Genomic DNA, 26,084 nt, shown 5'->3' on the forward strand with positions numbered 1-26,084 from the left:
ATCCAGGTCATCTATTAAGGAGACCACCATGAAACACGACCATTTTGTTGTTCAAAGTCCTGACAAACCGGCTAAGCAGTTACTGCTTCTGTTTCATGGCGTAGGCGATAATGCCGTCAATATGGGTCAGATTGGCAGCTGGTTTGCGCCCGTTTTTCCGGAAGCATTGATTGTCAGCATCGGTGGCGTAGAGCCATGTGGTCCGAACGGACGCCAGTGGTTCTCTGTTCAGGGCGTGACGGAAGAGAATCGTCAGGCTCGCATCGACGCCATCATGCCCACCTTTATCGATATCGTCCGCTACTGGCAGCAGCAGAGCGGCGTGGGTGCAGACGCGACCGCGCTGATTGGTTTCTCGCAGGGGTCAATCATGTCGCTGGAAAGCGTTAAAGCGCAGCCGGGTCTGGTTTCACGCGTCATCGCGTTTAACGGCCGCTTTGCGACGTTACCGACCAGTGCGACCACGCAGACCACGATCCACCTGATCCACGGTGGTGAAGACCGCGTGATTGAGCTCTCGCATGCGGTTGCCGCCCAGGAAGCGCTGATTCGCGAAGGTGGGGATGTGACGCTGGATATCGTTGACGATCTGGGCCACGCGATTGACGATCGTAGCATGCAGTTCGCGCTCGATCGTTTGCGCTATACCGTACCGAAGCACTACTTTGATGAAGCGCTCAGCGGCGGTAAGCCGGATGATGATGATATTGTTGAGTTTATGTGAGGTTTCCCCCTCTCCCAGGGAGAGGGGAAACTTAACGATTACTTCTTCTGGTCCTTGTTCGGCCAGTCGTCGTCATCGTCCCACTTGTCGTTAAAATCACGGTGCGGGGGAAGATCCGGTTTGTTGGCGAGAAATTTTTTATGGTCAACGCGCTTAAGATCTTTAATCACGTTAAGCAATACGCCAACCAGAAAAACTAATACCAGAATCCACCAGTACTTTGAAAGCCAATCCATTCGCTATTCCTCTCAGAGCGTTCGTCAGGCGACGAGTTGCTCCATAATACGTTGATACATACGGGCCAGCAGTTGCAAATCTGCCGCATTGACACACTCATTGATTTTATGAATGGTTGCGTTCACTGGACCCAGTTCGACAACCTGGGCGCCCATACGGGCGATAAAGCGTCCGTCTGAGGTGCCACCCGTTGTCAGCAGCTGTGGCTTAATTTCATTATAGTGCTCGATGGCGTTCACTACCGCATCCACCAGTTTGCCGCGCTGCGTCAGGAACGGCTGGCCGGAAAGCCACCACTCCACGGTGTAGCGCAGCTGATATTTTTCCAGCAGGGCGACGACGCGCGCCTTGATCATCTCATCGGTCAGTTCGGTACTGAAGCGGAAGTTAAACTGCACGAAGTAATCACCCGGGATCACGTTGTTGCTGCCGGTCCCGGCCTTGACGTTCGCGATCTGCATGCTGGTTGGCGGGAAGAATTCGTTGCCTTTATCCCACTCGATGCCCACCAGCTCGCTCAGCATTGGCGCAGCGCGATGGACCGGATTATCGGCCAGATGCGGGTATGCAACGTGCCCCTGAACGCCGTGAATGGTCAGGTTACAGGTCAGCGAGCCACGGCGCCCGTTTTTGACCACATCACCCACCACTTCAGTACTGGACGGCTCACCGACCAGACAGTAGTCGAGACGCTCGTTACGCGCCATCAGCGCTTCAACGACCTTCACGGTGCCGTTATGGGCGCTGGCTTCTTCGTCGGAGGTGATTAAAAACGCCAGACGGTTTTTGTGGTTCGGATGCTGAGCCACAAAGCGCTCTGCCGCCACGACCATCGCCGCCAGAGAGCCTTTCATGTCTGCCGCGCCGCGACCAAACAGCATGCCGTCGCGGATGGTCGGTTCAAACGGCGGGTTAATCCAGCGATCCGCGTCACCGGCGGGAACGACATCAGTATGCCCGGCAAAGGCCAGCGTTTCACCCTGGCCGCGCCACGCCCAGAAGTTCTGGGTATCGCCAAAATCCATGCGTTCAACGGTGAAACCGATGGCACGCAGGCGCTCAATCATAAGTGCCTGACAACCTGCGTCGTCCGGGCTAAGGGAAGGACGGCGAATAAGCTGCTGAGTCAGCTCAATGACCGGGCATGACATAAACTACACCTCAACGAAAAAAGTCGGAATAAAGGGTTTCACTGAAACCCAGCAGCATAGGCTGCCCTGGCGCGCAGAGCAATGGGCGTTTGATAATTGCCGGCATATCGAGCATCAGTTTTGCCGCGCTGTCGGCGTTGTTGATGCTGGCGCGCAGAGATTCGTCGAGTTTACGCCAGGTGGTGCCGCGGGTGTTCAGCAGGGCTTCCCACCCCAGTTCGCCGATCGCGCTATGCAGAAATTCTGCATCAAGCCCGTCGGCACGGTAATCGTGGAAGCGGTACTCCACGCCGTTTGCTTCCAGCCAGCGGCGGGCTTTTTTGATGGTGTCGCAATTTTTAATGCCGTACATCACAACCATGGTGAATCCTTTTGACCTAATGATGATTAAATGTTCAGTAAATTCGAAGATATATCCTTAAGTGGAATATAACACATTCAGGAATCGTCTGGATTTACACTTCTTCTTAATTCAACTCACATCTGTACGCTGAATATTCTTTCACCCTTTAAGCATAGATGTCCATAAAGTTTAAATTTCGAATAAACTCAGCGAGTAAAATAAAATTCACCCGCTTGGAGGGTTATTTCAAAATATTGCTAGCCGTCACAAAAAATTGAGGCCTCTCCGTTCATATTTATCATAAATCCCCGTAGGACGTGGGGTACAATCACAGCAATTGGTTAAATAGTCTTCACAATGATGGTCCGTTTTTGTAGAATGCGCATAATAATAAGAGAGGTTGTTATGATTGAACGTGAACTGGGGAACTGGAAAGATTTTATCGAAGGCATGCTTCGTAAATGACATTCAGTAAGAATTGCAAGAGCACTAAAATAAGTAAAATAACCATAGTGTGAATTAATCACACAATAAAAAGGCGGCCGATAAAGCCGCCTTTTTTTATTTCAATCACTTACTCAGCGCGTTCCTTTAACGGGAAGCGGCGACGCACCAGCACAAAGAACAGCGGCACGAAGTAAATGGCCAGAACGGTGGCCGAAATCATGCCGCCCATCACCCCCGTTCCGACGGCATGCTGGCTGCTGGAGCCTGCGCCCGTACTGGTTGCCATCGGCAGTACGCCAAAGACAAACGCCAGCGACGTCATCAGGATGGGACGTAAGCGCTGACGGCAGGCGTGCAGCGTGGCGGCCATCAGCTCGTGGCCTTTGGCATTCATCTCGTTGGCAAATTCAACGATCAGAATGGCGTTTTTCGCCGATAGCCCAATTACGGTGAGCAGACCCACCTGGAAGTAAACATCGTTCTCGAGGCCGCGCATCCAGGTCGCGAGCAGCGCACCGATAACCCCAAGCGGCACGACCAGCATGACGGAGAACGGGACTGACCAGCTTTCATACAGTGCGGCAAGGCAGAGGAAGACCACCAGCAGAGAGAGCGCGTAAAGTGCGGGAGCCTGTGCCCCGGAGAGACGCTCCTGGTAGGACATGGCCGTCCACTCCAGACCAAAACCGGCGGGCAGCTGCTGCACCAGTTTTTCCATGGTATCCATGGCGGTACCGGTACTGACGCCCGGCGCGGCTTCCCCGACGATTTCAACCGCAGAGTAGCCGTTATAGCGCTCCAGACGCGGCGAGCCGCTCTCCCAGTGCGAGGTGGCAAACGCGGAGAACGGCACCATGCCGCCAGCGTTATTCCTGACAAACCAGCGGTTAATATCATCCGGCAGCATGCGGAACGGCGCGGCGGACTGGACATACACTTTTTTCACGCGGCCGCGATCCATAAAGTCATTCACATAGCTCGAGCCCCACGCCGTTTGCAGGGTGTCGTTGATATCGTTGATCGAGACGCCCAGCGCCTGCGCCTTACGCTGGTCGATATCCACCTGCAGCTGCGGGCTGTCGTCAAGACCGTTATGGCGAACGCGGGTCAGGCCTGGATCGTTGCCCGCCAGCGCTAGCAGCTTATCGCGTGCCGCCATCAGCGCCGTGTGGCCCGCCCCGGCGTGATCCTGCAGCTCCATGTCAAACCCGGCGGAACTGCCCAGGCCGCTTATCGCCGGCGGGCTGCTGGCGAAGACGCGCGCCTCTTTAATATGCGCAAAGGCTTTGGTCGCGCGTTCAATGATGGCGAATGACGTTCCGGTTTTGGTATCGCGCTCGTCCCAGTCCTTCAGGCGGACGAACATGCGGGCGACGTTCTGCCCGTTTCCGCCCGGGCCAGAGCCCACGGTGGAGAAGACCGACACAACGTTATCTTTCTCTTTGGTGAAGAAGTACTGCTCCACTTTCTGGACCACTTTCAGCGTCTGCTGCTGCGTTGCGCCGCTCGGGAGCTGCACCGAGGTGGTGAACATTCCCCGGTCTTCCATAGGCAGGAACGAGGTGGGGAGATGCATAAACAGCCAGACCATGCCGCCCAGCAGCACAACGTAAATCATCATCCAGCGCAGGCTGCGATGGAGCACGCCACCGACGGCAGATTCATATCGCGCGGCATTGCGGTTGAACATCCGGTTAAACCAGCCGAAGAACCCTTTTTGCCCGTGCTGCTCCCCTTTGTGCAGCGGTTTCAGAATGGTGGCGCACAGCGCAGGGGTGAGGATCAGCGCCACCAGCACGGAGAGCACCATCGCCGAGACGATGGTTATTGAGAACTGACGGTAAATCGCGCCGGTGGTGCCGCCAAAGAAGGCCATCGGGATAAAGACGGCCAACAGCACCATCGCAATACCGACTAGCGCCCCCTGAATTTGCCCCATGGATTTGCGCGTCGCCTGGCGCGGGGAGAGTCCTTCTTCGCTCATGATGCGCTCGACGTTTTCGACCACCACGATGGCATCATCCACCAGAAGGCCAATCGCCAGCACCATCGCAAACATCGTCAGGGTGTTAATGCTGTACCCGAACGCGTAAAGCACCGCAAAGGTCCCCAGCAGCACCACCGGCACGGCAATGGTTGGGATCAGCGTCGCGCGGAAGTTTTGCAGGAACAGGTACATCACCAGGAACACCAGCGCGATGGCTTCCAGCAGGGTTTTCACCACGTCCTCGATCGACGCTTTAACGAAGGAGGTCGTTTCATAGGCGACTTTGTACTCCAGCCCGTGCGGGAAATACTGGGAAAGCTCGTCCAGACGGTCCAGCACCAGTTTCGCCGTGGCCATTTCGTTTGCGCCGGAGGCAAGCTTTATCCCCAGACCGGAGGCCTGATTACCGTTAAAGCGGCTCAGGTAGTCGTATTTTTCCGCCCCCATTTCCACCGTGGCGACATCGCCCAGACGCACTTCCGACCCATCCTGATTCACGCGCAGGGTGATGTTGCGGAACTGGTCCGGCGTCTGCAGCAGGGATTGTGAATTGATGGTGGCGTTCAGGGCCTGCTTATCGACGGACGGCGTTCCCCCCAGCTGTCCCACCGCAATCTGGGCGTTCTGGGCCTTGATGGCATTCGTCACGTCGGTTGCCGTCATCTGGACGCTGTTCAGCTTGTTGGGGTCGAGCCAGATGCGCATTGAGTATTGTGAGCCGTAGGCGTCGATATCGCCGACGCCGTTAATACGGCTGATGGGATCCTGAATATTACTGGCGACGTAGTCCGCAATGTCCTGTTTATCCATCGAGCCATCTGTCGAGACAAACGCGATGGTCAAAATGTTGGTATCACCGGTTTTACGCACGGTCACGCCCTGATTCTGCACCGCCTGGGGCAGCTTGCGCATGGCCGACTGCAGCTGGTTTTGCACCTGCTGCACCGCTTCGTCCGGGTCGGTGCCCGCCTTAAAGCTCAGGGTAACCGTCGCCTGACCCGTGGCGCTACTTTGCGAGGACATGTACATCAGGTTATCCAGACCCGTCATGTTCTGCTCGATAACCTGCGTCACGGTGTTTTCCAGCGTTTGTGCGGAAGCGCCGGGGTAGTTTGCTGTTACGCGCACGTTAGGCGGTGCCAGATCGGGGTATTGCTCAACAGGAAGTGAAGTAATCGCCAGGACACCTGTCAGACACAACAGGATGGCAAGCACCCAGGCAAAAATGGGGCGATCGATGAAAAAATTCGCCATGAAAGAGTGACCTCGTTTTGCTGCACGTCATTATTGTTTATTGCCCGCATAACTTTAGCGGTAAGGCCCAGGTCAAACGTGGAGAAATAAAGGAGATAATGTAAATTATCATGCGCTTTTTCCTGCGCGTCTTCATTTACCGTTATTTACCCGTTAACGGCGCGGGCGCCGGGAACGTCACGCTGACCAGCGTGCCGCCGTTTTGCGGCTGCGAGAAGTGCAGTATCCCGCCGAGCCGTTGCGCGCGTTCGCGCATAATGTTCAGCCCGTAGTGTCCCGGCGGCTCGCTGGCTTCGCCAATCCCGATGCCGTTGTCACGAATGCTGACGCTGTGCGTACCGTCCGATGCGGTCATGCAGCTTACGGTGATCTCGCTGGCCTGCGCATGCTTAATGGCGTTCAGCACGGCCTCACGCACGATCTGCAGCAAATGCACCTGCTTTTGCGCGTCCAGCGCCAGCGAGGAAAGACGGCAGTCGAGATGCAGCTTCGCCTGCGTCTGGCTCTGCAGGACGTCGAGGGACTCCTGCAGCGCTGCGGGTAAGTTCGCGTGGTTCAGCGTCAGGCGGAAGGTGGTGAGCAGCTCGCGAAGCTGCTGCCAGGCATTGTTCAGCTCGCGGGAGAAGTCGGTGATGATGGTCTGCGCCGGGATATTTTCCTCGGGCACGGCGCGTTTAAGCAGCGCAAGCTGAATGCGCAGATACGACAGCACCTGCGCCAGCGAATCGTGCAGCTCGCGGGCAATGGTGGCGCGCTCTTCCATCAGCAGCAGCTGCTGGTAATGTTTTTGCGCCTGGTTAAAGTACAGCCCGCGCCCGAGCATGGTTGCCACGCTTCTCATCAGCGGAAGGGGAACGCTGTCCGTCTCGCTTTGCCAGCGCAGCTCGCCATAAAGGGTGTCCTGCATCAGTACCGGCAGGTGCTGCAGAGGAATGCCATGTGACTCCGTCCCTTCAGACAGCCGCCAGTCGTCGCTGGTGCGCAGTTCGAGATAATTCATCTGCGTATAGTCATGGACAATCTGCAGGATATGCCGAAAGCAGTGGCTGTCTATCTGGCCGGTATTCAGCGCCTGAGAGCATTTGAACAGCATGTCGAGCTGCTGGTGGGCTTCATGCAAATGCCGCGTCTTTTCCGCGACCGAGGCTTCGAGCGAACGGTAGAGCGTAGCCAGCTCGGCGGACATGTGGTTGAAGGCGCGGGAGAGTTGGCCCAGCTCGTTCGGCAGGGCGGTATCCGGCGCCGGGGTTGTAAATTCGCCACGCTCAACCCGTTCGCTGGCCGCCACCAGATTGTTAAGCGGCAATACCACCTGGCGACGGATGCGTCGCAGGGTAAACAGCGTCAGCAGCAGGATCCCGAGAGCACCCGCCAGCGAGAGCAGGGTCACCGTCTGAATTTTATGTTCGGTGTAGTGCTGAAGGGCGAGCACAAAGGCATCAATGCGGCCGACAAAATCCTCAATGTGGGTTTGATACCACGCGCTGTCGCCACGGGCGATGTGCGCATCCATTTCCAGCCAGGCCACGTGGAGCTGCTGGTAGCGCGCTTTTACATCGTCCGGGACGTACCAGCGGTTTAGCTTCTGCAGGGCAGGCGCGTTCAGCGTCTGTTGCCAGCTGTCGCGATGCGCGGCAAGGGAAGGGCTGTTGCGCTGCATCTCGTAGCCCAGACGATAGCTCTGCATGCGCAGCGAACCCGCGATATTAATAGCTTCGGCGTCACGCTGGCTGCTGGCAAGCGTCAGCAGCGCGACGGTGCTGGTCAGCACCGATAAGACAATTATCGAAAAGAAAGCCCAGGCAAGGCTTCCGGAAACGGGTCGTTTGACGGTCACAGAACGGCTCTCTGAATAAAATTGATCTGCTACAGGTTCACTGTAAATAATTCGGCATTCCGGGCATTTGAACATTGCCCGATCGCGCCGTGATGCGTAAATACCATATTCATACAAAGAATAAGGTTATTGAACCAAAAACAGGTGTGGTTATGAATCGTTTTATTATGGCTAACAGCCAGCAGTGCATCGGGTGTCGCGCCTGCGAAGTGGCCTGCGTGATGGCGCACAACGATGAGCAGCACGTCCTGAGCGAGCGCCATTTTCATCCCCGTATTACGGTCCTGCGAGCCGGCGAGAAGAGTAGCCCCGTCACCTGCCATCACTGTGAAAACGCGCCCTGCGCGCAAAGCTGCCCGAACGGCGCCATCAGCAAATGCGATGACAGCGTACAGGTGAATCAACAAAAATGCATCGGCTGTAAGGCCTGCGTGGTGGCCTGCCCGTTTGGCACGATGGAGATTATCGTCACCCCGCTCGACAGCGGCGGCGTGAAGGCCTCGGCGAATAAATGCGATCTCTGTCTGACGCGACCACACGGCCCGGCCTGTATCGAAAATTGCCCGGCAGGTGTTCTGTCACTGGCGACGCCTGTTGTCCTTGATACTCTGGCGAAATCGCGCCGACAGCGCACGGCCTGCCTGGAGGCGCAGCCCTGGCACGCGGAAGCCGTCAGAGAAGACGCTTCGCGCACCAAACTGCAGCAGATGCAAACAACCCCGCCGCGCGGCGAGCCCGATAAACTCGCTGCCGCAGAACGCGTGGGCCATTTTAATGAAATTTACCTGCCGTTCCGGGCCGAGCAGGCCGCCCGCGAGGCGTCGCGCTGCCTGAAATGCGGCGAGCACAGCATTTGCGAATGGACCTGCCCGCTGCATAACCACATCCCGCAGTGGATCGAGCGCCTCAACGCGGGGGACATCGCCGGCGCGGTCGAGCTTTCTCATCAGACCAACTGTTTACCTGAAATTACCGGCCGCGTCTGTCCGCAGGACCGATTATGCGAGGGTGCCTGCACAATACGTGAAGAGGCGGGATCCGTAACCATCGGTAACATCGAGCGCTATATCTCCGATCGGGCGCTGGCGATGGGCTGGCGGCCGGATATGTCCGCCGTCACGCCGACAGGTAAACGTGTTGCGATCGTCGGCGCGGGGCCCGCCGGGCTGGCGTGTGCCGACGTGCTGGCGCGCAGCGGCGCGAGTGTGACGGTCTATGACCGGCATCCGGAAATTGGCGGATTGCTGACCTTTGGCATCCCGGCATTCAAGCTGGACAAATCGTTGCTCGCGCACCGCAGAGAGATATTTACCGCGATGGGGATCCGCTTCGAGCTGAACTGCGAGGTGGGCCAGGACGTGTCGATGTCGCAGTTAAAGCACGATTACGACGCCCTGTTTATTGGCGTGGGAACCTATCGCTCGATGAAGGCGGGCATACCGCACGAGGACGCGCCTGGAGTCTATGACGCGCTGCCTTTCCTGGTGGGCAACACGCGGCACGTTATGGGGCTGGAGGCGACGGCCAGCGAACCGTTCATCGACACCCATGGCTTAAACGTGGTGGTGCTTGGCGGGGGCGATACCGCGATGGACTGCGTCCGCACCGCGTTACGCCACGGCGCGGCGAAGGTAACCTGCGCCTATCGTCGGGATGAGGCTAATATGCCGGGCTCGAAGAAAGAGGTGAAGAACGCCCGAGAAGAGGGCGCGGCGTTTGAATTTAACGTTCAGCCGGTTGAGCTGACGCTGGATCCTGACGGAAAGGTCAACGGTATCCGGATGCTGCGTACCGAGCTCGGTGAACCGGACGCGCAGGGACGGCGTCGGCCCGTTCCGGTAGCGGGCAGCGAGTTCGTGATGGCCGCTGATGCGGTCATCATGGCGTTTGGTTTTAACCCGCACGCGATGCCGTGGCTGCAGGCGCAGGGTGTCGAAACGGATGACCGGGGGCGGATCGTTGCTTCGGTCGAGAGCCGCTACCGTTATCAGACGACTAACCCACAGATCTTCGCCGGGGGCGATGCGGTACGCGGTGCGGATCTGGTGGTGACCGCAATGGCGGAAGGGCGTCATGCGGCGCAGGGGATACTCGACTGGCTTGGGGTTAACGCGCCAAATCATCATTAAACCGGCGGGCGACAAAGCGGGATTCACGGCGTAGTATAGGACGACTCATTGTGTTGTGGAGCCCGTATGACCCTGAAAATTGACGTTATCAAAGACAAAATTCTCTCTGAAAACTACTTTGTCCTGCGTAACATCACCTATGACCTTACGCGTAACAACGGTGAGGTTATCCGCCACAAACGCGAGGTCTACGACCGCGGCAACGGGGCAACCATTCTGCTCTATAACCGTGAAAAGCAGAGCGTGGTGCTGATCCGTCAGTTCAGGGTGGCGACATGGGTTAATGGCAACCCTGACGGACGTTTGATTGAAACCTGCGCGGGCCTGCTCGATGATGATGAGCCGGAAGTTTGTATCCGCAAAGAGGCCGTGGAAGAAACCGGCTTCGAAGTGGGCGAGGTCAAAAAGGTCTTCGAGCTGTTTATGTCGCCGGGCGGCGTAACGGAAATTGTGCATTTCTTCATCGCGGAATACAGCGACGCGCAGCGCACTCACCGCGGCGGTGGCGTGGAGGATGAAGATATCGAAGTGCTGGAGCTTCCTTTTGCCCGGGCGCTGGAGATGATGCGTTCAGGCGAAATCAGGGATGGTAAAGCGGTGATATTACTGCAGTATTTACAGACAACCGGGCTGATGAACGCTGATTTCGAACGGAAGTAGCGTGTTTTTCGGGTATATCTGATAAATCCGATTGAGCAACCCCGGCGGGAACACGAAGATACTGCCCAGTTAAGCGTTTTCGTTCCGGGATTGTGTCATTCATGCGCTACAGCGTCTTTTTGTTTTACCTGTTTTGTGTGCTCCTCGCGCCGCAGGTGCGGGCAGCACCTGCCCAGCAAGCCTTCTCCGACTGGCAGGTAACCTGCAATAACCAGAATTTTTGCCTCGCACGCAATACCGGTGAACACCGTGGTCTGGTCATGACGCTCACCCGTAGTGCCGGGGCGAAAACGGACGCCACGCTGCGTATCGATCTCGGCGGTCTTGATGCGCCCTCGGTCAAAGAGCCAGAGATTGCCCCCCGGCTGCTGCTGGATAACGTTCCCCTGAAGCTGGACAAACAGCGCTGGCAGCTCACGCCCTGGCATCTTAAAACGGACGATGCGGCCACCATCACCGCCTTTCTGAAAAACATCCAGGAAGGGAAGGCCCTGACCCTGCGCGACGGTAAGCAGGTTATTTCACTGAGCGGTCTGAAAGCCGCGCTGCTGTTCATTGATGCGCAGCAAAAGCGCGTCGGCAGCGAAACCGCATGGATCAAGAAAGGTGACGATCCGCCGTTAAGCGTTCCGCCTGCTCCTGCCCTTAAAAAGGTGGCGGTCGTCAATCCGACCCCGACGCCGCTCTCTCACGCCGAACTGAACGACCTGCTGGACTATGGTACCGGGCGGATGAACGCAAGCCAGTGCTCGCTGGATCCTAACCGCCGGGAAGTGCGCGTCACCGCGTTAACCGATGACAAAGCGCTGCTGATCGTCAGCTGCGAGGCGGGGGCCTATAACACGGTCGATCTGGCGTGGCTGGTATCGCGTAAAAAACCGTTCACCGCGCGCAGCGTCAGGCTGCGTCTGCCGTTTACGCCGTCAGGCGACGGGAGCGAAATGGAGTTGATGAACGCCAGCTTCGATGAAAAGACGCGCGAGCTGACAACGCTCGCGCTGGGGCGCGGTTTGGGTGATTGCGGGATCCAGACGCGCTGGCGTTTTGACGGCCAGCGTTTCCGCCTGGTGCGCTACGCTGAGGAGCCCAGCTGCGACAACTGGAACGGGCCAGATGCCTGGCCCACGCTGTGGATCACGCGGTAGTTTTAAGCCGGGTGGCGCTGTTGCTTACCCGGGCTACGGTTTGGCGGTTTTGTAGGCCGGGTAAGGCGTAGCCGCCACCCGGCAACGCAGACCGCACTAGATCACGCTCAGCGCCTTCTCCACCACGTTCTCAACGGTAAAGCCGAAGTACGGGAACAGCTTATCGGCAGGGGCGGATTCACCGTAGCCCCGCATGCCGACAATCGCCCCTTTGAGCCCGACATATTTGTACCAGTAGTCGGCAATACCGGCCTCCACCGCCACGCGAGCCGCGACGCTGGACGGCAGGACCGATTCCCGGTACGCCTCGTCCTGGGCGTCGAAAATGTCCGTTGAGGGCAGGGACACCACGCGCACCGCGTGGCCTTCGGCGGTCAGTTTCTCCGCCGCTTTCACCGTGATTTCCACCTCGGAACCGGTCGCAATCAGGATCACGTCCGGCTTGCCGCCGCTGTCCTTCAGGATGTAGCCGCCGCGGGCGATGTTTTTCACCTGCTCCGGGGTTCGCTCAATCTGCGCCAGGTTCTGGCGTGACAGAATCAGTGCCGTTGGTCCGTTGTGGCGTTCCACCGCCAGCTTCCAGCCCACCGCCGCTTCGACCTGATCGCACGGACGCCAGGTGCTGAAGTTCGGCGTCAGGCGCAGGCTCGCCAGCTGTTCAACCGCCTGGTGCGTAGGCCCGTCTTCCCCAAGTCCGATGGAGTCATGGGTGTAGACCATAATCTGCCGCGCCTTCATTAAGGCCGCCATGCGCGCCGCGTTGCGGGCATACTCGACGAACATCAGGAAGGTGGCGGTGTACGGCACAAACCCGCCGTGATGGGCGATGCCGTTGGCAATAGCGGTCATGCCGAACTCGCGCACGCCGTAGTGGATGTAGTTCCCGGCAATGTCCTCTTTGAGCGATTTGGAGCCCGACCAGATGGTCAGGTTACTCGGTGCGAGATCCGCCGAGCCGCCGAGCAGTTCGGGCAGGAGAGGGCCGATTGCGTTCAGGGTATTTTGCGACGCCTTACGGGTGGCGATCTTCGCCGGGTTGGACTGCAGGTTTTCAATCAGCGCCTGGGTTCTATCGTCCCAGTCCTCCGGCAGGCCGCCGCTCATGCGGCGGGAAAACTCGGCGGCGAGATCCGGGTGCGCTTTTTTGTAGGCAGCAAACTTCTCGTTCCAGGACTGCTGGGCCTTTTCACCCGCCTCACGGGCATCCCAGGCTCTGTAGATCTCTTTCGGGATCTCAAACGGTGGATGTTTCCACCCCAGCTTTTGCCGGGTCAGCGCGACTTCCTCCTCGCCCAGCGCCGCGCCGTGCGCCTCCTCTTTGCCCGCCTTGTTCGGTGAGCCGAAGCCGATGACCGTGCGGCAGATAATCAGGGACGGTTTATCCTTCACGCTCTGCGCTTCCTGAATCGCTTTTTTCACCGCTTCAGGGTCGTGGCCGTCGATCTCGTGCACCACGTGCCAGTGATAGGCTTCAAAGCGTTTTGCCGTGTCGTCGGTAAACCAGCCTTCGGTCTCCCCGTCGATGGAGATGCCGTTGTGATCGTAGAAGCCAATCAGCTTGCCGAGCCCCAGCGTGCCCGCCAGGGAGCAGACCTCATGGGAAATCCCCTCCATCAGGCAGCCGTCACCCATAAACACGTAGGTATAGTGGTCGACAATCTCGTGGTCCGGCTGATTAAACTGCGCCGCCAGCGTGCGTTCGGCAATTGCCAGCCCAACCGCATTGGCCAGCCCCTGACCGAGCGGCCCGGTCGTCGTTTCCACGCCCGGCGTATAGCCAATCTCAGGGTGCCCCGGCGTTTTGGAGTGCAGCTGGCGGAAGTTTTTCAGCTCCTCAAGCGGCAGATCGTAGCCGGAAAGGTGCAGCAGGCTGTAGAGCAGCATTGAGGCGTGACCGTTGGAGAGAATAAAGCGGTCGCGATCGTACCAGGTGGGGTCATTGGGGTTGTGCTTCAGAAAGTCGTTCCACAGCACTTCGGCAATATCAGCCATGCCCATCGGCGCGCCGGGGTGGCCGGAATTGGCTTTTTGCACGGCGTCCATGCTGAGGGCGCGAATGGCATTGGCTAGCTCTTTACGGGACATAGTTCACTCCGTGGCAAGGTTAAAGTTTGGCGGCGAGAAGATCTTCAAGTTTGCGCTGGTCGACGGCGAACTGGCGGATGCCGTCCGCCAGTTTTTCCACGGCCATGGCGTCCTGATTGTGCTCCCAGCGGAACTCCGCTTCGGTCATGGCTTTCGGTTTTGGCAGAACGGTGGAGGTCGGCACCAGCTTGCGGATCACCGTTTCTTCTTTGTCCTGTAGCTCCTGGAGCAGGTTAGGGGAGATGGTCAGACGGTCGCAGCCTGCCAGGGCGAGGATCTGCTCGGTACGGCGGAAGCTGGCCCCCATCACGATGGTTTCGTAGCGGTGCTGTTTGTAGTAGTCGTAGATATTACGGACCGATTTCACGCCCGGATCCTCATCCACCACGTATGGATCCATCGGCTGTTTCGCCTGATACCAGTCGTAGATGCGCCCGACAAACGGCGAGACGAGGAACACGCCCGCTTCAGCGCAGGCGCGCGCCTGGGCAAACGAGAACAGTAGGGTCAGGTTGCAGTGGATGCCCTCTTTCTCCAGCACCTCTGCCGCGCGGATGCCTTCCCAGGTGGACGCCAGCTTGATCAGAATGCGTGATTTATCGATCCCCTGTTCCTCGTACAGTTCCACCAGGCGACGCGCCTTATTAATGCTCTTTTCTTTATCGAACGAGAGGCGGGCGTCGACTTCGGTCGAGACGCGGCCCGGGATGCTTTTAAGAATTTCCGCACCAAAATTAACCGCCAGCTTGTCGCTGGCTTCGGCGACCTGCTGCTCCTGCGTTTTTCCGCGCTGTTTACCGTAGGCAATGGCGTCATCAATCAGATGGCTAAAATGGGCAAGCCCTGCGGCTTTGAGCAGTAGCGAAGGGTTAGTGGTCGCGTCCTCCGGCTGATAGTGGCGAATCGACTCGATATCGCCGCTGTCTGCAACCACGGTGGTGAATTTTTTGATGCCGTCTAGCTGGTTCATAAATGATTACTCCTTGGAAATAAAAGAGTTAGATGAGTGCGTTAGTTCACACTTCTGGAAAAATCATGATGGACTTAACAAAAAAGCATAGCAGACGGGGGAGGCATTGCTTTTGAGACGGGTAACATGGCTGTTATAAATTGATAACAATTTTTAATGTGTGATGGTGAGAGTTTGGCTGCCTTCAAAGTTTAGGAGGCGGCCTGAGGCGATACTAGGCGGCACACCAGGGTGTGCATCAGGATCGCTTACGTCACCCTTTTGACCGATACGTGAAAGGAAAAATAAGATGGATGAGCAGTTGAAACAGAGTGCCCTCGATTTTCACGAGTTTCCTGTCCCGGGGAAAATCCAGGTCTCCCCAACCAAGCCGCTGGCAACCCAGCGCGATCTGGCGCTGGCCTATTCGCCGGGCGTGGCTGCACCGTGTCTGGAAATCGAAAAAGACCCGCTGGCGGCCTACAAATACACCGCGCGCGGCAACCTTGTCGCCGTGATCTCTAACGGCACGGCGGTGCTGGGGCTGGGCAACATCGGCGCGCTGGCCGGTAAGCCGGTGATGGAAGGGAAGGGGGTACTGTTCAAGAAATTCGCCGGTATCGACGTGTTCGACATCGAGGTGGATGAACTCGATCCTGACAAATTCATCAACGTGGTGGCCGCGCTGGAGCCGACCTTCGGCGGGATCAACCTGGAAGACATCAAAGCGCCGGAATGTTTCTATATCGAGCAGAAGCTGCGCGAGCGTATGAACATTCCCGTGTTCCACGATGACCAGCACGGCACCGCGATTATCAGCACCGCCGCGATTCTCAACGGCCTGCGCGTGGTCGAGAAAAATCTCTCCGACGTGCGCATGGTGGTCTCTGGCGCAGGCGCCGCGGCCATCGCCTGTATGAACCTGCTGGTGGCGCTGGGTATGCAGAAACACAACATTGTGGTCTGCGACTCCAAAGGCGTTATCTATAAAGACCGCGAGCCGAACATGGCGGAAACCAAAGCGGCGTACGCGGTCGACGACGACGGTAAACGCACCCTGGACGACGTGATTGACGGCGCGGATATCTTCCTCGGCTGCTCGGGTCCGAAAGTGCTGACCCAGGAGATGGTGAAGAAGATGGCGCGTGCGCCAATGATCCTGGCCCTGGCGAACCCTGAGCCCGAAATCCTGCCGCCGCTGGCGAAAGCGGTGCGTGAAGACGCCATCATCTGTACCGGCCGTTCGGACTACCCGAACCAGGTCAACAACGTGCTCTGCTTCCCGTTCATCTTCCGCGGCGCGCTGGACGTCGGCGCAACGGCGATCAACGAAGAGATGAAGCTTGCCGCCGTTCACGCTATCGCGGAGCTGGCGCACGCCGAGCAGAGTGAAGTGGTCGCGTCTGCGTACGGCGATCAGGATCTGAGCTTCGGACCGGACTACATCATTCCCAAACCGTTCGACCCGCGCCTGATTGTCAAAATTGCGCCAGCCGTTGCCAAAGCGGCGATGGACTCCGGCGTGGCGACGCGTCCGATTCATGATTTCGACGCGTACGTCGATAAGCTCACCGAGTTCGTCTACAAAACGAACCTGTTCATGAAGCCGATCTTCTCCCAGGCGCGCGCCGATGCGAAGCGCGTGGTGCTGGCGGAAGGGGAAGAGGCGCGCGTGCTGCACGCCACCCAGGAGCTGATCACCTTAGGCCTGGCGAAACCGATCCTGATTGGTCGTCCGAGCGTGATTGAAATGCGTATCCAGAAGCTGGGCCTGCAGATTAAGCCGGGCGTCGACTTCGAGATCGTTAACAACGAATCCGATCCGCGCTTCAAAGAGTACTGGAGCGAATACTACGCGATCATGAAGCGCCGGGGGATCACCCAGGAGCAGGCGCAGAAAGCCGTCATCAGCAACACGACGGTGATCGGCGCGATCATGGTTCATCGCGGCGAGGCGGATGCGCTGATCTGCGGCACCATCGGCGATTACCACGAGCACTTTAGCGTGGTGCAGGAGATCTTCGGCTATCGCGACGGCGTCCATACCGCCGGGGCGATGAACGCGCTGCTGCTGCCAAGCGGCAACACCTTTATTGCGGATACCTACGTTAACGACGATCCGACCCCGGACGAGCTGGCGGAGATCACCGTGATGGCCGCCGAGACCGTGCGTCGCTTTGGTATTGAGCCGAAGGTGGCGCTGCTGTCGCACTCTAACTTTGGTTCGTCTAAATCCGCGGCGGCCTGCAAAATGCGCCAGACGCTGGAGCTGGTGCGCGAGCGTGCGCCGGAGCTGATGATTGACGGGGAAATGCACGGCGATGCCGCGCTGGTGGAGAGCATTCGTAACGAACGTATGCCGGACAGCCCGCTGAAGGGATCGGCGAATATACTGATTATGCCGAACGTGGAAGCGGCGCGTATCAGCTATAACCTGCTGCGCGTCTCCAGCTCTGAAGGGGTGACCGTAGGACCGGTACTGATGGGCGTGGCGAAACCGGTGCATGTGTTAACGCCGATTGCCTCCGTGCGTCGTATCGTGAACATGGTGGCGCTGGCGGTGGTTGAGGCGCAGACGCAGCCGCTGTAATTTTTACCCTCACCCTAACCCTCTCCCAAAGGGAGAGGGCCGGGGTGAGGGGAGGGCTACACCCAGTCCCGAACCTGAATAAACTCACGCAAGGCAGCCTCCGGGCTGCCTTCTTTTGGCTCGTAGCAGTACTCCCAGCGCACCAGCGGCGGCATCGACATCAGAATCGACTCCGTGCGCCCGCCGGTCTGCAGGCCGAACAGCGTCCCGCGATCCCACACCAGGTTGAACTCCACGTAGCGCCCGCGGCGGTAGAGCTGGAACTCACGCTCGCGCACGCCGTAGTAGGTATTTTTACGACGCTCGACAATCGGCACATAGGCGTCGGTATAGCCTTCGCCTACCGCGCGCATAAAGCTGAACGCGGTATCAAAATCAGGCGTGTTGAGATCGTCAAAGAACAGTCCGCCGATGCCGCGCTGCTCGTCGCGGTGCTTCAGGTAAAAGTAGTCATCGCACCACTTTTTGAATTTCGGGTAGACGTCTTCGCCAAACGGCAGACAAAGGTCCCGTGCGGTGGTGTGCCAGTGCACGGCATCCTCTTCGAAGCCGTAGTAGGGCGTTAAATCGAAACCGCCGCCGAACCACCAGACCGGGTCGGCGCCCGGTTTTTCCGCAATGAAAAAGCGCACGTTGGCGTGGCTGGTGGGCACAAACGGGTTATGCGGGTGCACTACCAGCGAAACGCCCATCGCCTCGAAGCTGCGGCCCGCGAGTTCAGGACGATGTGCCGTCGCAGACGCGGGCATGGCGTCGCCGTGAACGTGGGAAAAATTCACGCCCGCCTGTTCGAAGATGCCGCCGTTTCGCAGCACCCGGCTGCGCCCGCCGCCCCCGGCCTCGCGCTGCCAGTTATCTTCCTGAAATTCACCGCCGTCTGCGGCAGCCAGTTTCTGGCAGATTTCATCCTGCAGCTGCAGCAGGAAGGTTTTGACCAGTTGAGCATCGGGTTTCATCAACGTTTCCTGGAGTGCGCTTTTTGGTTATCGAACCAGTTGAAGTAACTGATAATGCCGGAGGCGATGGCGTTGGCGATCTTCTGGCGAAACGCCGTGGTGCCGAGGAGCCGCTCTTCTTCCGGGTTGGTAATGAAGGACGTTTCCACCAGCACGGACGGGATGGACGGTGACTTCAGCACCACGAACGCCGCCTGCTCGGTGCCTTTGCTGTGCAGACGATGCACCGGCTTAATCTTCTTCAGAATATGCGAGCCGAGCGTCAGGCTGTTTTTGATCGTATCCGTCTGCACGAGGTCGAACAGCACCTGCTGTAACAGGTGGTCTTTGTCAGTGGCTTTCTTCCCGGCGACTTCATCCGCCCGGTTTTCGCGGTCGGAGAGGTATTTTGCCATGGCGCTACTGGCGCCACGGTTGGAAAGCGCAAACACCGAGGCGCCGGCCGCAGAAGGGTTGGTAAAGCCGTCGGCGTGAATCGACATAAACAGATCCGCACCGTGCTGGTGGGCGATCTCAACGCGGTCATACAGCGGAATAAAGGTGTCGCCAGAGCGCGTCAGACGGGCGTCAATGCCGTTGCTGCGTAAAATTGCGCGCACGTTTTTTGCAATTGCCAGCACGACGTGTTTTTCTTTCGACCCGTTTTTGCCGATAGCGCCGGTATCAATACCGCCGTGGCCCGGATCGAGCATCACCAGACGCTTCGCGCCCGGCTTTTTGGTTTTCGGTTTGCTGTGTCCGTTACTGGTTTTGAGCGTGCTCTCGTCTTTCGCCTGAGCCTGCTTTGCGATGCCCGTTAACGTTAAGGCCGCCAGCCCCGCTTTGAGAACCTGACGACGCGATGTGAGTGCTTTTAATGGTTTGAATGTGCTCATGCGGCCTGAATACTAAAAAATGGGGTCTTGGTGTTATATCGTATCGTGTTTCCCGTTACGACAGTCCATATTGAGAATTGTTTTACTTTTCATTTCAATACGTGACAAAGTGACATTATGCCAAATTTTGGCGAGATTTTCCCCGGTTATTGGCGAAAGGCGAGCTTCGCGCCATAATCACTGTTTTTAAACCCGAAAAGGCGGTTAATACCATGGAGATACGCGTTTTTCGCCAGGAAGATTTCGAAGAGGTGATCACCCTTTGGGAGCGCTGCGATCTGCTGCGTCCGTGGAACGATCCGGAAATGGATATCGAACGTAAGGTGAATCACGACGTCAGTCTGTTTCTGGTCGCGGAAGTCAACGGTGAGGTTGTGGGGACGGTAATGGGCGGTTACGACGGCCACCGCGGCTCGGCCTATTATCTGGGCGTCCACCCGGAATACCGTGGCCGCGGCATCGCCAATGCGCTGCTGAACCGGCTCGAGAAGAAGCTGATCGCCCGCGGCTGCCCGAAAATCCAGATCATGGTGCGGGAAGATAACGACGTGGTGCTGGGCATGTATGAGCGTCTGGGCTACGAGCATTCCGACGTGCTGAGTTTAGGAAAGCGTCTGATCGAAGATGAAGAGTACTGAGATCCACCCGGCAGACTATGACGCGCAGGGCCGCGTCAGGCTGCCCTTTTTATTCTGGTGCGTTCTGCTGCTCCAGGCCCGCACCTGGGTGCTTTTTGTAATGGCCGGAGCGTCGCGCGGGCAGGGCGATACGCTGCTGAATCTCTTCTATCCCGATCACGATGCATTCTGGATCGGATTACTGCCGGGCATTCCGGCCGTACTGGCTTTTTTGGTCAGCGGACGGCGGCATTTGATACCACGCTTTTGGCGCGCGCTTCGCTGGCTGCTGATCCTCGCCCAGGTTGCGCTGCTCTTCTGGCAGCCGGTACTCTGGTGGTACGGTGAACCGCTGACGGGCACCGGCGTTGCGCTGGTGGTTGCCGATATTGTGGCCCTGCTGTGGCTGCTGACCAACCCGCGTCTTCGCGCCTGTTTTGCGCATCAGGATGATTAATCCGGCACTTTTTGCCGATGTCGCACTCCAACAAGCGTTGATTTAACAAGAAAGGACGTTTCAATGAAATCGCTGCGTTTACTTTTATGCGCTCTCCCGCTGGCGTTGACCGGCTGTTCGACGCTCTCCTCCATTAACTGGTCCGCCGCGTATCCGTGGAACTGGTTTGGCTCATCAACGGAAGTGACCGAGCAGGGCGTGGGGAAAATTACCGCCGCGACGGCGCTGGATCAGAATGCTATTCAGGATGCGCTCAGCGGCGATTACCGCCTGCGCAGCGGCATGAAAACGGAGAATGGCAATATTGTTCGCTATTACGAAGCGCTGAAGGGCGACAAGCTGGCGCTGGTGATCAACGGTGACAAAGGCACGGTAAACCGAATTGCCGTGATGGATGAAGATATCCCGACGGCGAGCGGTGTAAAGGTGGGAACGCCGTTTAGCGAGCTTTATAAGCAGGCCTTTGGCAACTGCACCAGCGTGCCGTCTGACGACAAGGTCGCGGTGGAATGTAAGGCTGAAGGCAGCCAGCACATCAGCTATGTCTTCACCGGAACCTGGAGCGGCCCGGAAGGACTGATGCCGTCCGACGATACGCTTAAGAGCTGGAAAGTGAGCAAAATACTCTGGAAGCAGTAATTTGCGCCTGAACAAACCGCCTCGCTGAAATCCGGGTATAATAGCCGCCATCAATGCCACGCTGACGTGGCATCTTTATTTCAGGAGGAGCGATGTCTCAGGTTCAGAGTGGCATTTTGCCAGAACATTGCCGCGCGGCGATTTGGATTGAAGCCAATGTTAAAGGGGACGTGGATGCCCTGCGTGCGGCCAGTAAAGCGTTTGTTGATAAGCTGGCGACCTTCCAGGCCAAATTCCCGGAAGCCCACCTCGGCGCCGTTGTTGCCTTTGGCAATAACGTCTGGCGTCATCTGAGCGGTGGCGAAGGGGCGGAAGAGCTGAAAGACTTCATCCCTTACGGCAAAGGTCTGGCTCCGGCAACCCAGTACGACGTGCTGGTCCACATTCTCTCCCTGCGTCACGACGTAAATTTCTCCGTTGCCCAGGCGGCAGTAGCGGCCTTTGGCGACAGCATTGAGGTACAGGAAGAGGTTCACGGCTTCCGCTGGGTGGAAGAGCGCGATCTGAGCGGCTTCGTCGACGGCACCGAAAACCCGGCGGGTGAAGAGACGCGTCGCGACGTGGCGGTGATCAAAGACGGCGTGGACGCGGGCGGCAGCTACGTGTTCGTGCAGCGCTGGGAGCACAACCTCAAGCAGCTTAACCGCATGAGCGTGCACGACCAGGAGATGATGATTGGTCGTACTAAAGAAGCCAACGAAGAGATCGACGGCGACGACCGTCCCGTTACCTCTCACCTGACCCGCGTTGACCTGAAGGAAGACGGTAAAGGGCTGAAGATTGTTCGCCAGAGCCTGCCGTACGGCACGGCAAGCGGCACGCACGGCCTTTACTTCTGCGCCTACTGCGCGCGCCTGCATAACATTGAGCAGCAGCTGCTGAGCATGTTCGGCGATACCGACGGCAAGCGCGACGCCATGCTGCGCTTCACCAAACCGGTGACCGGCGGCTACTACTTTGCGCCGTCCGTTGAGCGTCTGCTGGCGCTGTAATGTCCTTTCTCCCTCTCCCTGCGGGAGAGGGCTGGGGTGAGGGCATCAGGCCTCATCCTTATTCCCTTTTCTGCTTCTAAATCACCAAACGGTATATAAAACCGTTACTCCTTTCATCCCCGTTATAAATATTATGACTATAAGATAGTCATCACATTTATAAGGGTGCGCAATGGCCGTTACTGTACTGAAAAAAGGAACTCTGGCGCTGGCAGGTTTACTGCTGGTGGCACAGGCGCAGGCGACTGAACTGTTAAACAGTTCGTATGACGTCTCCCGCGAGCTGTTTGCCGCCCTTAATCCACCGTTCGAACAGCAGTGGGCAAAAGACAATAACGGCGACAAGCTGACCATCAAGCAGTCCCACGCCGGGTCGTCCAAGCAGGCGCTGGCGATTTTGCAGGGCCTGAAGGCGGATGTGGTGACCTACAACCAGGTGACTGACGTCCAGATCCTGCACGACAAAGGCAAGCTGATCCCGGCGGACTGGCAGAGCCGACTGCCGAACAACAGCTCGCCGTTCTATTCCACCATGGGCTTCCTGGTGCGTAAGGGCAACCCGAAGAATATCCATGACTGGAGCGACCTGGTGCGTTCCGACGTGAAGCTGATTTTCCCGAACCCAAAAACTTCCGGTAACGCGCGTTATACCTATTTAGCGGCGTGGGGCGCGGCGGACAAGGCTGACGGTAACGATAAAGCCAAAACCGAGCAGTTCATGACCCAGTTCCTGAAAAACGTCGAAGTGTTTGATACCGGCGGCCGCGGGGCGACCACGACCTTCGCAGAACGCGGTCTCGGCGATGTGCTCATCAGCTTCGAATCGGAAGTGAATAACATCCGTAAACAGTACGAAGCGCAGGGCTTCGAGGTCGTTATCCCGAAAACCAACATCCTGGCCGAATTCCCGGTGGCGTGGGTGGATAAAAACGTGCAGGCAAACGGTACCGAGAAAGCGGCAAAAGCCTATCTCAACTACCTGTACAGCCCGCAGGCGCAGACCATCATTACCGATTACTACTACCGCGTGAACAACCCGGACGTAATGAACAAGCTGAAAGATAAGTTCCCGCAGACCGATTTGTTCCGCGTGGAAGATCATTTCGGCTCCTGGCCTGATGTGATGAAAACGCATTTTGCCAGCGGCGGTGAGTTAGACAAACTGCTGGCGGCGGGGCATAAGTAATGTTTGCAGTTTCGACAAAACGCGTGCTGCCGGGCTTTACCTTAAGCCTCGGGACCAGCCTGCTGTTCGTCTGCCTGATCCTGCTGTTGCCGCTCAGCGCGCTGGTGATGCAGCTTGCTCAGATGAGCTGGGCGCAGTACTGGGACGTGGTCACCAACCCGCAGGTGGTGGCGGCCTATAAGGTGACGCTGCTGTCGGCGTTTGTCGCCTCCATTTTTAACGGCGTGTTTGGCCTGCTGATGGCGTGGATCTTAACCCGCTATCGCTTCCCGGGCCGCACGCTGCTTGACGCCCTGATGGATCTGCCGTTTGCGCTGCCGACGGCGGTGGCGGGCTTAACCCTCGCGTCGCTCTTCTCCGTGAACGGGCTGTACGGCGAGTGGCTGGCGAAATTTGACATTAAAGTGACCTACACCTGGCTCGGTATCGCGGTGGCGATGGCCTTTACCAGTATCCCGTTTGTGGTCCGTACCGTGCAGCCGGTGCTGGAAGAGTTGGGCCCGGAATACGAAGAAGCGGCGGAAACGCTGGGCGCCACTCGCTGGCAGAGCTTCCGCAAGGTGGTTCTGCCGGAGCTGTCTCCGGCGCTGATGGCGGGTGTTGCGCTGTCGTTTACCCGCAGCCTCGGTGAGTTCGGCGCGGTGATTTTTATCGCCGGGAACATCGCCTGGAAAACAGAAGTCACCTCGCTGATGATTTTCATCCGTTTGCAGGAGTTTGATTATCCGGCGGCGAGCGCAATTGCCTCGGTGATCCTGGCGGCCTCGCTGCTGCTGCTGTACTCGATTAACACTCTGCAAAGTCGCTTTGGTCGACGTGTGGTAGGTCACTGATGGCGGAAGTTACGCAATTGAAGCGATACGATGCACCCCGCATCAACTGGGGTAAATGGTTTCTGATTGGGGCGGGCGTGCTGGTTTCCGCCCTCATTCTCGTCGTGCCGACGGTTTATATCTTCGTTCAGGCGTTCAGCAAGGGCCTGATGCCCGCGCTGGAAAACCTGGCGAACCCGGATATGCTGCATGCCATCTGGCTGACCGTGCTGATTGCGTTGATCACCGTGCCGGTGAACCTCGTGTTCGGGACCCTGTTGGCCTGGCTGGTGACGCGCTTTAACTTCCCGGGACGTCAGCTGCTGCTGACCCTTCTGGACATTCCTTTCGCCGTATCGCCGGTGGTGGCGGGTCTGGTGTACCTTCTATTTTACGGCTCGAACGGTCCGTTGGGCGGCTGGCTGGACGAGCATAACCTGCAGATCATGTTCGCCTGGCCGGGCATGGTGCTGGTCACCATCTTCGTGACCTGTCCGTTTGTGGTGCGTGAGCTGGTGCCGGTGATGTTAAGCCAGGGGAGCAACGAAGACGAAGCGGCGGTGCTGCTGGGCGCGTCAGGCTGGCAGATGTTCCGTCGCGTGACGCTGCCGAATATCCGCTGGGCGCTGCTTTACGGCGTGGTACTGACCAACGCCCGCGCGATCGGTGAGTTCGGTGCCGTTTCCGTCGTCTCCGGCTCCATCCGGGGTGAAACCCTGTCGCTGCCGCTACAGATTGAACTGCTGCAGCAGGACTACAACACCATCGGCTCGTTTACTGCCGCAGCGTTGCTGACGCTGATGGCCATTTTGACCCTGTTTTTGAAGAGTGTGGTGCAGTGGCGTTTAGAAAATCAGGAAAAACGTCAGCATCAGGAGGGAAATCATGAGCATTGAGATTGCCAATATTAAGAAGTCTTTTGGTCGCACCCAGGTGCTGAATGATATCTCGCTGGATATCCCTTCCGGACAAATGGTGGCGCTGCTGGGGCCGTCTGGCTCGGGTAAAACCACGCTGCTGCGTATCATCGCCGGGCTTGAGCATCAGACCAGCGGACATATCCGCTTTCACGGCACCGACGTGAGCCGCCTGCATGCCCGCGATCGTAAAGTAGGATTTGTATTCCAGCATTACGCGCTGTTCCGCCACATGACCGTGTTCGACAACATTGCGTTTGGCCTGACCGTGCTGCCGCGTCGCGAGCGTCCAAATGCAGCGGCTATCAAAGCCAAAGTGACCAAACTGCTGGAGATGGTGCAGCTTGCGCATCTGGCGGACCGTTTCCCGGCCCAGCTTTCCGGCGGTCAGAAGCAGCGCGTGGCGCTGGCGCGCGCGCTGGCCGTTGAGCCGCAAATTCTGCTGCTGGATGAACCCTTCGGCGCGCTGGACGCGCAGGTGCGTAAAGAGCTGCGCCGCTGGCTGCGCCAGCTGCATGAAGAGCTGAAATTCACCAGCGTCTTCGTGACCCACGATCAGGAAGAGGCGATGGAAGTTGCGGATCGCGTGGTGGTCATGAGCCAGGGCAACATTGAGCAGGTTGACGAGCCGGAGCAGCTCTGGCGTGAACCCGCGACCCGCTTCGTGCTGGAGTTTATGGGCGAGGTAAACCGTCTGCAGGGTACCATTCGCGGCGGTCAGTTCCACGTCGGCGCGCACCGCTGGCCGCTGGGCTATACCTCCGCGCATCAGGGGCCGGTCGATCTGTTCCTGCGTCCGTGGGAAGTGGACGTGAGCCGCCGAACCAGCCTGGATTCACCGCTGCCGGTACAGGTGCTGGAAGCTAGCCCTAAAGGTCACTACACCCAATTGGTGGTACAGCCGCTGGGCTGGTATACCGAGCCGCTGACCGTTGTCATGCGCGACGACGTGCCGCCGCACCGGGGCGAGCGCCTGTTTGTTGGGCTGCAGCACGCCCGTATTTATCACGGGAAGGAGCGCATCGAGACGCGCGAGGATATTGCTCTGGCGGAGTCAGCCTGATAGGTTATTAGGATGTTTATCGCCCGGTGGCG

The 26,084-nt window shown here is 58.0% G+C and carries 23 protein-coding genes; 14 read left to right on the forward strand and 9 right to left on the reverse strand.

The window, feature by feature from the left end:
• Positions 1–28: 28 nt before the first annotated feature.
• The gene (gene ypfH / locus BJ885_RS09995; protein WP_029739973.1) at positions 29–724 is read left to right on the forward strand and encodes an esterase; all 696 of its coding nucleotides are present in this window, start codon (positions 29–31) and stop codon (positions 722–724) included.
• A 38-nt stretch (positions 725–762) separates the two neighbouring features.
• Here ypfH and BJ885_RS10000 read toward each other — a convergent pair whose 3' ends face one another.
• The 3 genes from BJ885_RS10000 to BJ885_RS10010 are packed head-to-tail and all read right to left on the reverse strand — an operon-like array spanning position 763 to position 2,473.
• Positions 763–960, reverse strand: a complete 198-nt coding sequence (locus tag BJ885_RS10000) for a hypothetical protein (RefSeq protein WP_023308751.1) — start codon at positions 958–960, stop codon at positions 763–765.
• A gap of 24 nt (positions 961–984) precedes the next feature.
• Entirely contained in the window at positions 985–2,112 is a 1,128-nt protein-coding gene (dapE, locus tag BJ885_RS10005; RefSeq protein ID WP_029739974.1) for a succinyl-diaminopimelate desuccinylase, read from the reverse strand.
• A gap of 10 nt (positions 2,113–2,122) precedes the next feature.
• Positions 2,123–2,473, reverse strand: coding sequence for an ArsC family reductase (locus BJ885_RS10010; protein WP_033146164.1), 351 nt, complete (start codon positions 2,471–2,473; stop codon positions 2,123–2,125).
• A 387-nt stretch (positions 2,474–2,860) separates the two neighbouring features.
• Between BJ885_RS10010 and ypfM the strand changes: the two genes are divergently transcribed.
• Complete coding sequence (gene ypfM / locus BJ885_RS10015; protein WP_015572204.1) at positions 2,861–2,920, forward strand: protein YpfM; 60 nt, start codon at positions 2,861–2,863, stop codon at positions 2,918–2,920.
• Positions 2,921–3,029: 109 nt separating this feature from the next.
• On the opposite strand, the gene acrD is transcribed toward ypfM, so the two are convergent.
• Complete coding sequence (gene acrD, locus BJ885_RS10020; RefSeq protein ID WP_121931854.1) at positions 3,030–6,143, reverse strand: multidrug efflux RND transporter permease AcrD; 3,114 nt, start codon at positions 6,141–6,143, stop codon at positions 3,030–3,032.
• 142 nt (positions 6,144–6,285) lie between these two features.
• Positions 6,286–7,980 carry a nitrate/nitrite two-component system sensor histidine kinase NarQ gene (narQ, locus tag BJ885_RS10025; protein ID WP_121931855.1) on the reverse strand — a complete coding sequence of 565 codons (1,695 nt, stop codon included), beginning with the start codon at positions 7,978–7,980 and terminating at the stop codon, positions 6,286–6,288.
• A gap of 152 nt (positions 7,981–8,132) precedes the next feature.
• Between narQ and aegA the strand changes: the two genes are divergently transcribed.
• The 3 genes from aegA to BJ885_RS10045 all read left to right on the forward strand — a co-directional run bounded on the left by aegA (position 8,133) and on the right by BJ885_RS10045 (position 11,914).
• Positions 8,133–10,109, forward strand: a complete 1,977-nt coding sequence (gene aegA / locus BJ885_RS10035; RefSeq protein WP_121931856.1) for a formate-dependent uric acid utilization protein AegA — start codon at positions 8,133–8,135, stop codon at positions 10,107–10,109.
• Between the two features lie 66 nt (positions 10,110–10,175).
• Positions 10,176–10,769 (forward strand): GDP-mannose pyrophosphatase NudK, encoded by a 594-nt coding sequence (gene nudK, locus BJ885_RS10040; RefSeq protein ID WP_029739979.1) that lies wholly within the window; start codon positions 10,176–10,178, stop codon positions 10,767–10,769.
• A 101-nt stretch (positions 10,770–10,870) separates the two neighbouring features.
• Complete coding sequence (locus BJ885_RS10045) at positions 10,871–11,914, forward strand: DUF1176 domain-containing protein (RefSeq protein ID WP_023308744.1); 1,044 nt, start codon at positions 10,871–10,873, stop codon at positions 11,912–11,914.
• 96 nt (positions 11,915–12,010) lie between these two features.
• Here BJ885_RS10045 and tkt read toward each other — a convergent pair whose 3' ends face one another.
• The gene (gene tkt, locus BJ885_RS10050) at positions 12,011–13,999 is read right to left on the reverse strand and encodes a transketolase (RefSeq protein WP_029739981.1); all 1,989 of its coding nucleotides are present in this window, start codon (positions 13,997–13,999) and stop codon (positions 12,011–12,013) included.
• Positions 14,000–14,018: 19 nt separating this feature from the next.
• Positions 14,019–14,969, reverse strand: coding sequence for a transaldolase (gene tal / locus BJ885_RS10055; RefSeq protein ID WP_033146157.1), 951 nt, complete (start codon positions 14,967–14,969; stop codon positions 14,019–14,021).
• 289 nt (positions 14,970–15,258) lie between these two features.
• Here tal and maeB point away from each other — a divergent pair, with 289 nt between their 5' ends.
• Positions 15,259–17,538, forward strand: coding sequence for an NADP-dependent oxaloacetate-decarboxylating malate dehydrogenase (gene maeB / locus BJ885_RS10060; protein ID WP_023308741.1), 2,280 nt, complete (start codon positions 15,259–15,261; stop codon positions 17,536–17,538).
• Positions 17,539–17,594: 56 nt separating this feature from the next.
• Here maeB and hemF read toward each other — a convergent pair whose 3' ends face one another.
• Together hemF and amiA are read right to left on the reverse strand one after the other, a co-directional pair.
• Positions 17,595–18,494 (reverse strand): oxygen-dependent coproporphyrinogen oxidase, encoded by a 900-nt coding sequence (gene hemF / locus BJ885_RS10065; protein WP_121931857.1) that lies wholly within the window; start codon positions 18,492–18,494, stop codon positions 17,595–17,597.
• On the reverse strand, positions 18,494–19,369 hold the full coding sequence (amiA, locus tag BJ885_RS10070; RefSeq protein ID WP_023308739.1) for an N-acetylmuramoyl-L-alanine amidase AmiA: 876 nt from the start codon (positions 19,367–19,369) through the stop codon (positions 18,494–18,496). The genes hemF and amiA overlap by 1 nt, the downstream gene beginning before the upstream one ends.
• A 212-nt stretch (positions 19,370–19,581) precedes the next feature.
• On the opposite strand from amiA, the gene BJ885_RS10080 reads away from it, so the two are divergent.
• From BJ885_RS10080 to cysA, 8 genes are all read left to right on the forward strand, one after another.
• Positions 19,582–20,007: a GNAT family acetyltransferase gene (locus BJ885_RS10080; RefSeq protein ID WP_023308738.1), complete on the forward strand. Its 426-nt coding sequence runs from the start codon at positions 19,582–19,584 to the stop codon at positions 20,005–20,007.
• Complete coding sequence (locus tag BJ885_RS10085; RefSeq protein WP_029739985.1) at positions 19,994–20,443, forward strand: DUF2919 domain-containing protein; 450 nt, start codon at positions 19,994–19,996, stop codon at positions 20,441–20,443. The genes BJ885_RS10080 and BJ885_RS10085 overlap by 14 nt, the downstream gene beginning before the upstream one ends.
• Positions 20,444–20,506: 63 nt before the next feature.
• Entirely contained in the window at positions 20,507–21,082 is a 576-nt protein-coding gene (locus tag BJ885_RS10090) for an RpoE-regulated lipoprotein (RefSeq protein WP_029739986.1), read from the forward strand.
• A 92-nt stretch (positions 21,083–21,174) separates the two neighbouring features.
• The gene (locus BJ885_RS10095; RefSeq protein ID WP_121931858.1) at positions 21,175–22,074 is read left to right on the forward strand and encodes a Dyp-type peroxidase; all 900 of its coding nucleotides are present in this window, start codon (positions 21,175–21,177) and stop codon (positions 22,072–22,074) included.
• A gap of 172 nt (positions 22,075–22,246) precedes the next feature.
• On the forward strand, positions 22,247–23,260 hold the full coding sequence (locus BJ885_RS10100; protein ID WP_023308734.1) for a sulfate ABC transporter substrate-binding protein: 1,014 nt from the start codon (positions 22,247–22,249) through the stop codon (positions 23,258–23,260).
• Entirely contained in the window at positions 23,260–24,093 is an 834-nt protein-coding gene (cysT, locus tag BJ885_RS10105) for a sulfate/thiosulfate ABC transporter permease CysT (RefSeq protein WP_004123378.1), read from the forward strand. Before BJ885_RS10100 ends, cysT begins: the two co-directional genes overlap by 1 nt.
• On the forward strand, positions 24,093–24,968 hold the full coding sequence (gene cysW, locus BJ885_RS10110; RefSeq protein ID WP_023308733.1) for a sulfate/thiosulfate ABC transporter permease CysW: 876 nt from the start codon (positions 24,093–24,095) through the stop codon (positions 24,966–24,968). Before cysT ends, cysW begins: the two co-directional genes overlap by 1 nt.
• Positions 24,958–26,052 carry a sulfate/thiosulfate ABC transporter ATP-binding protein CysA gene (gene cysA / locus BJ885_RS10115; protein ID WP_004853015.1) on the forward strand — a complete coding sequence of 365 codons (1,095 nt, stop codon included), beginning with the start codon at positions 24,958–24,960 and terminating at the stop codon, positions 26,050–26,052. The genes cysW and cysA overlap by 11 nt, the downstream gene beginning before the upstream one ends.
• Positions 26,053–26,084: the final 32 nt, after the last annotated feature.

The sequence above is a fragment of the Enterobacter sp. WP_7_1 genome (genome assembly GCF_003688535.1).
Classification (GTDB): domain Bacteria; phylum Pseudomonadota; class Gammaproteobacteria; order Enterobacterales; family Enterobacteriaceae; genus Enterobacter; species Enterobacter asburiae.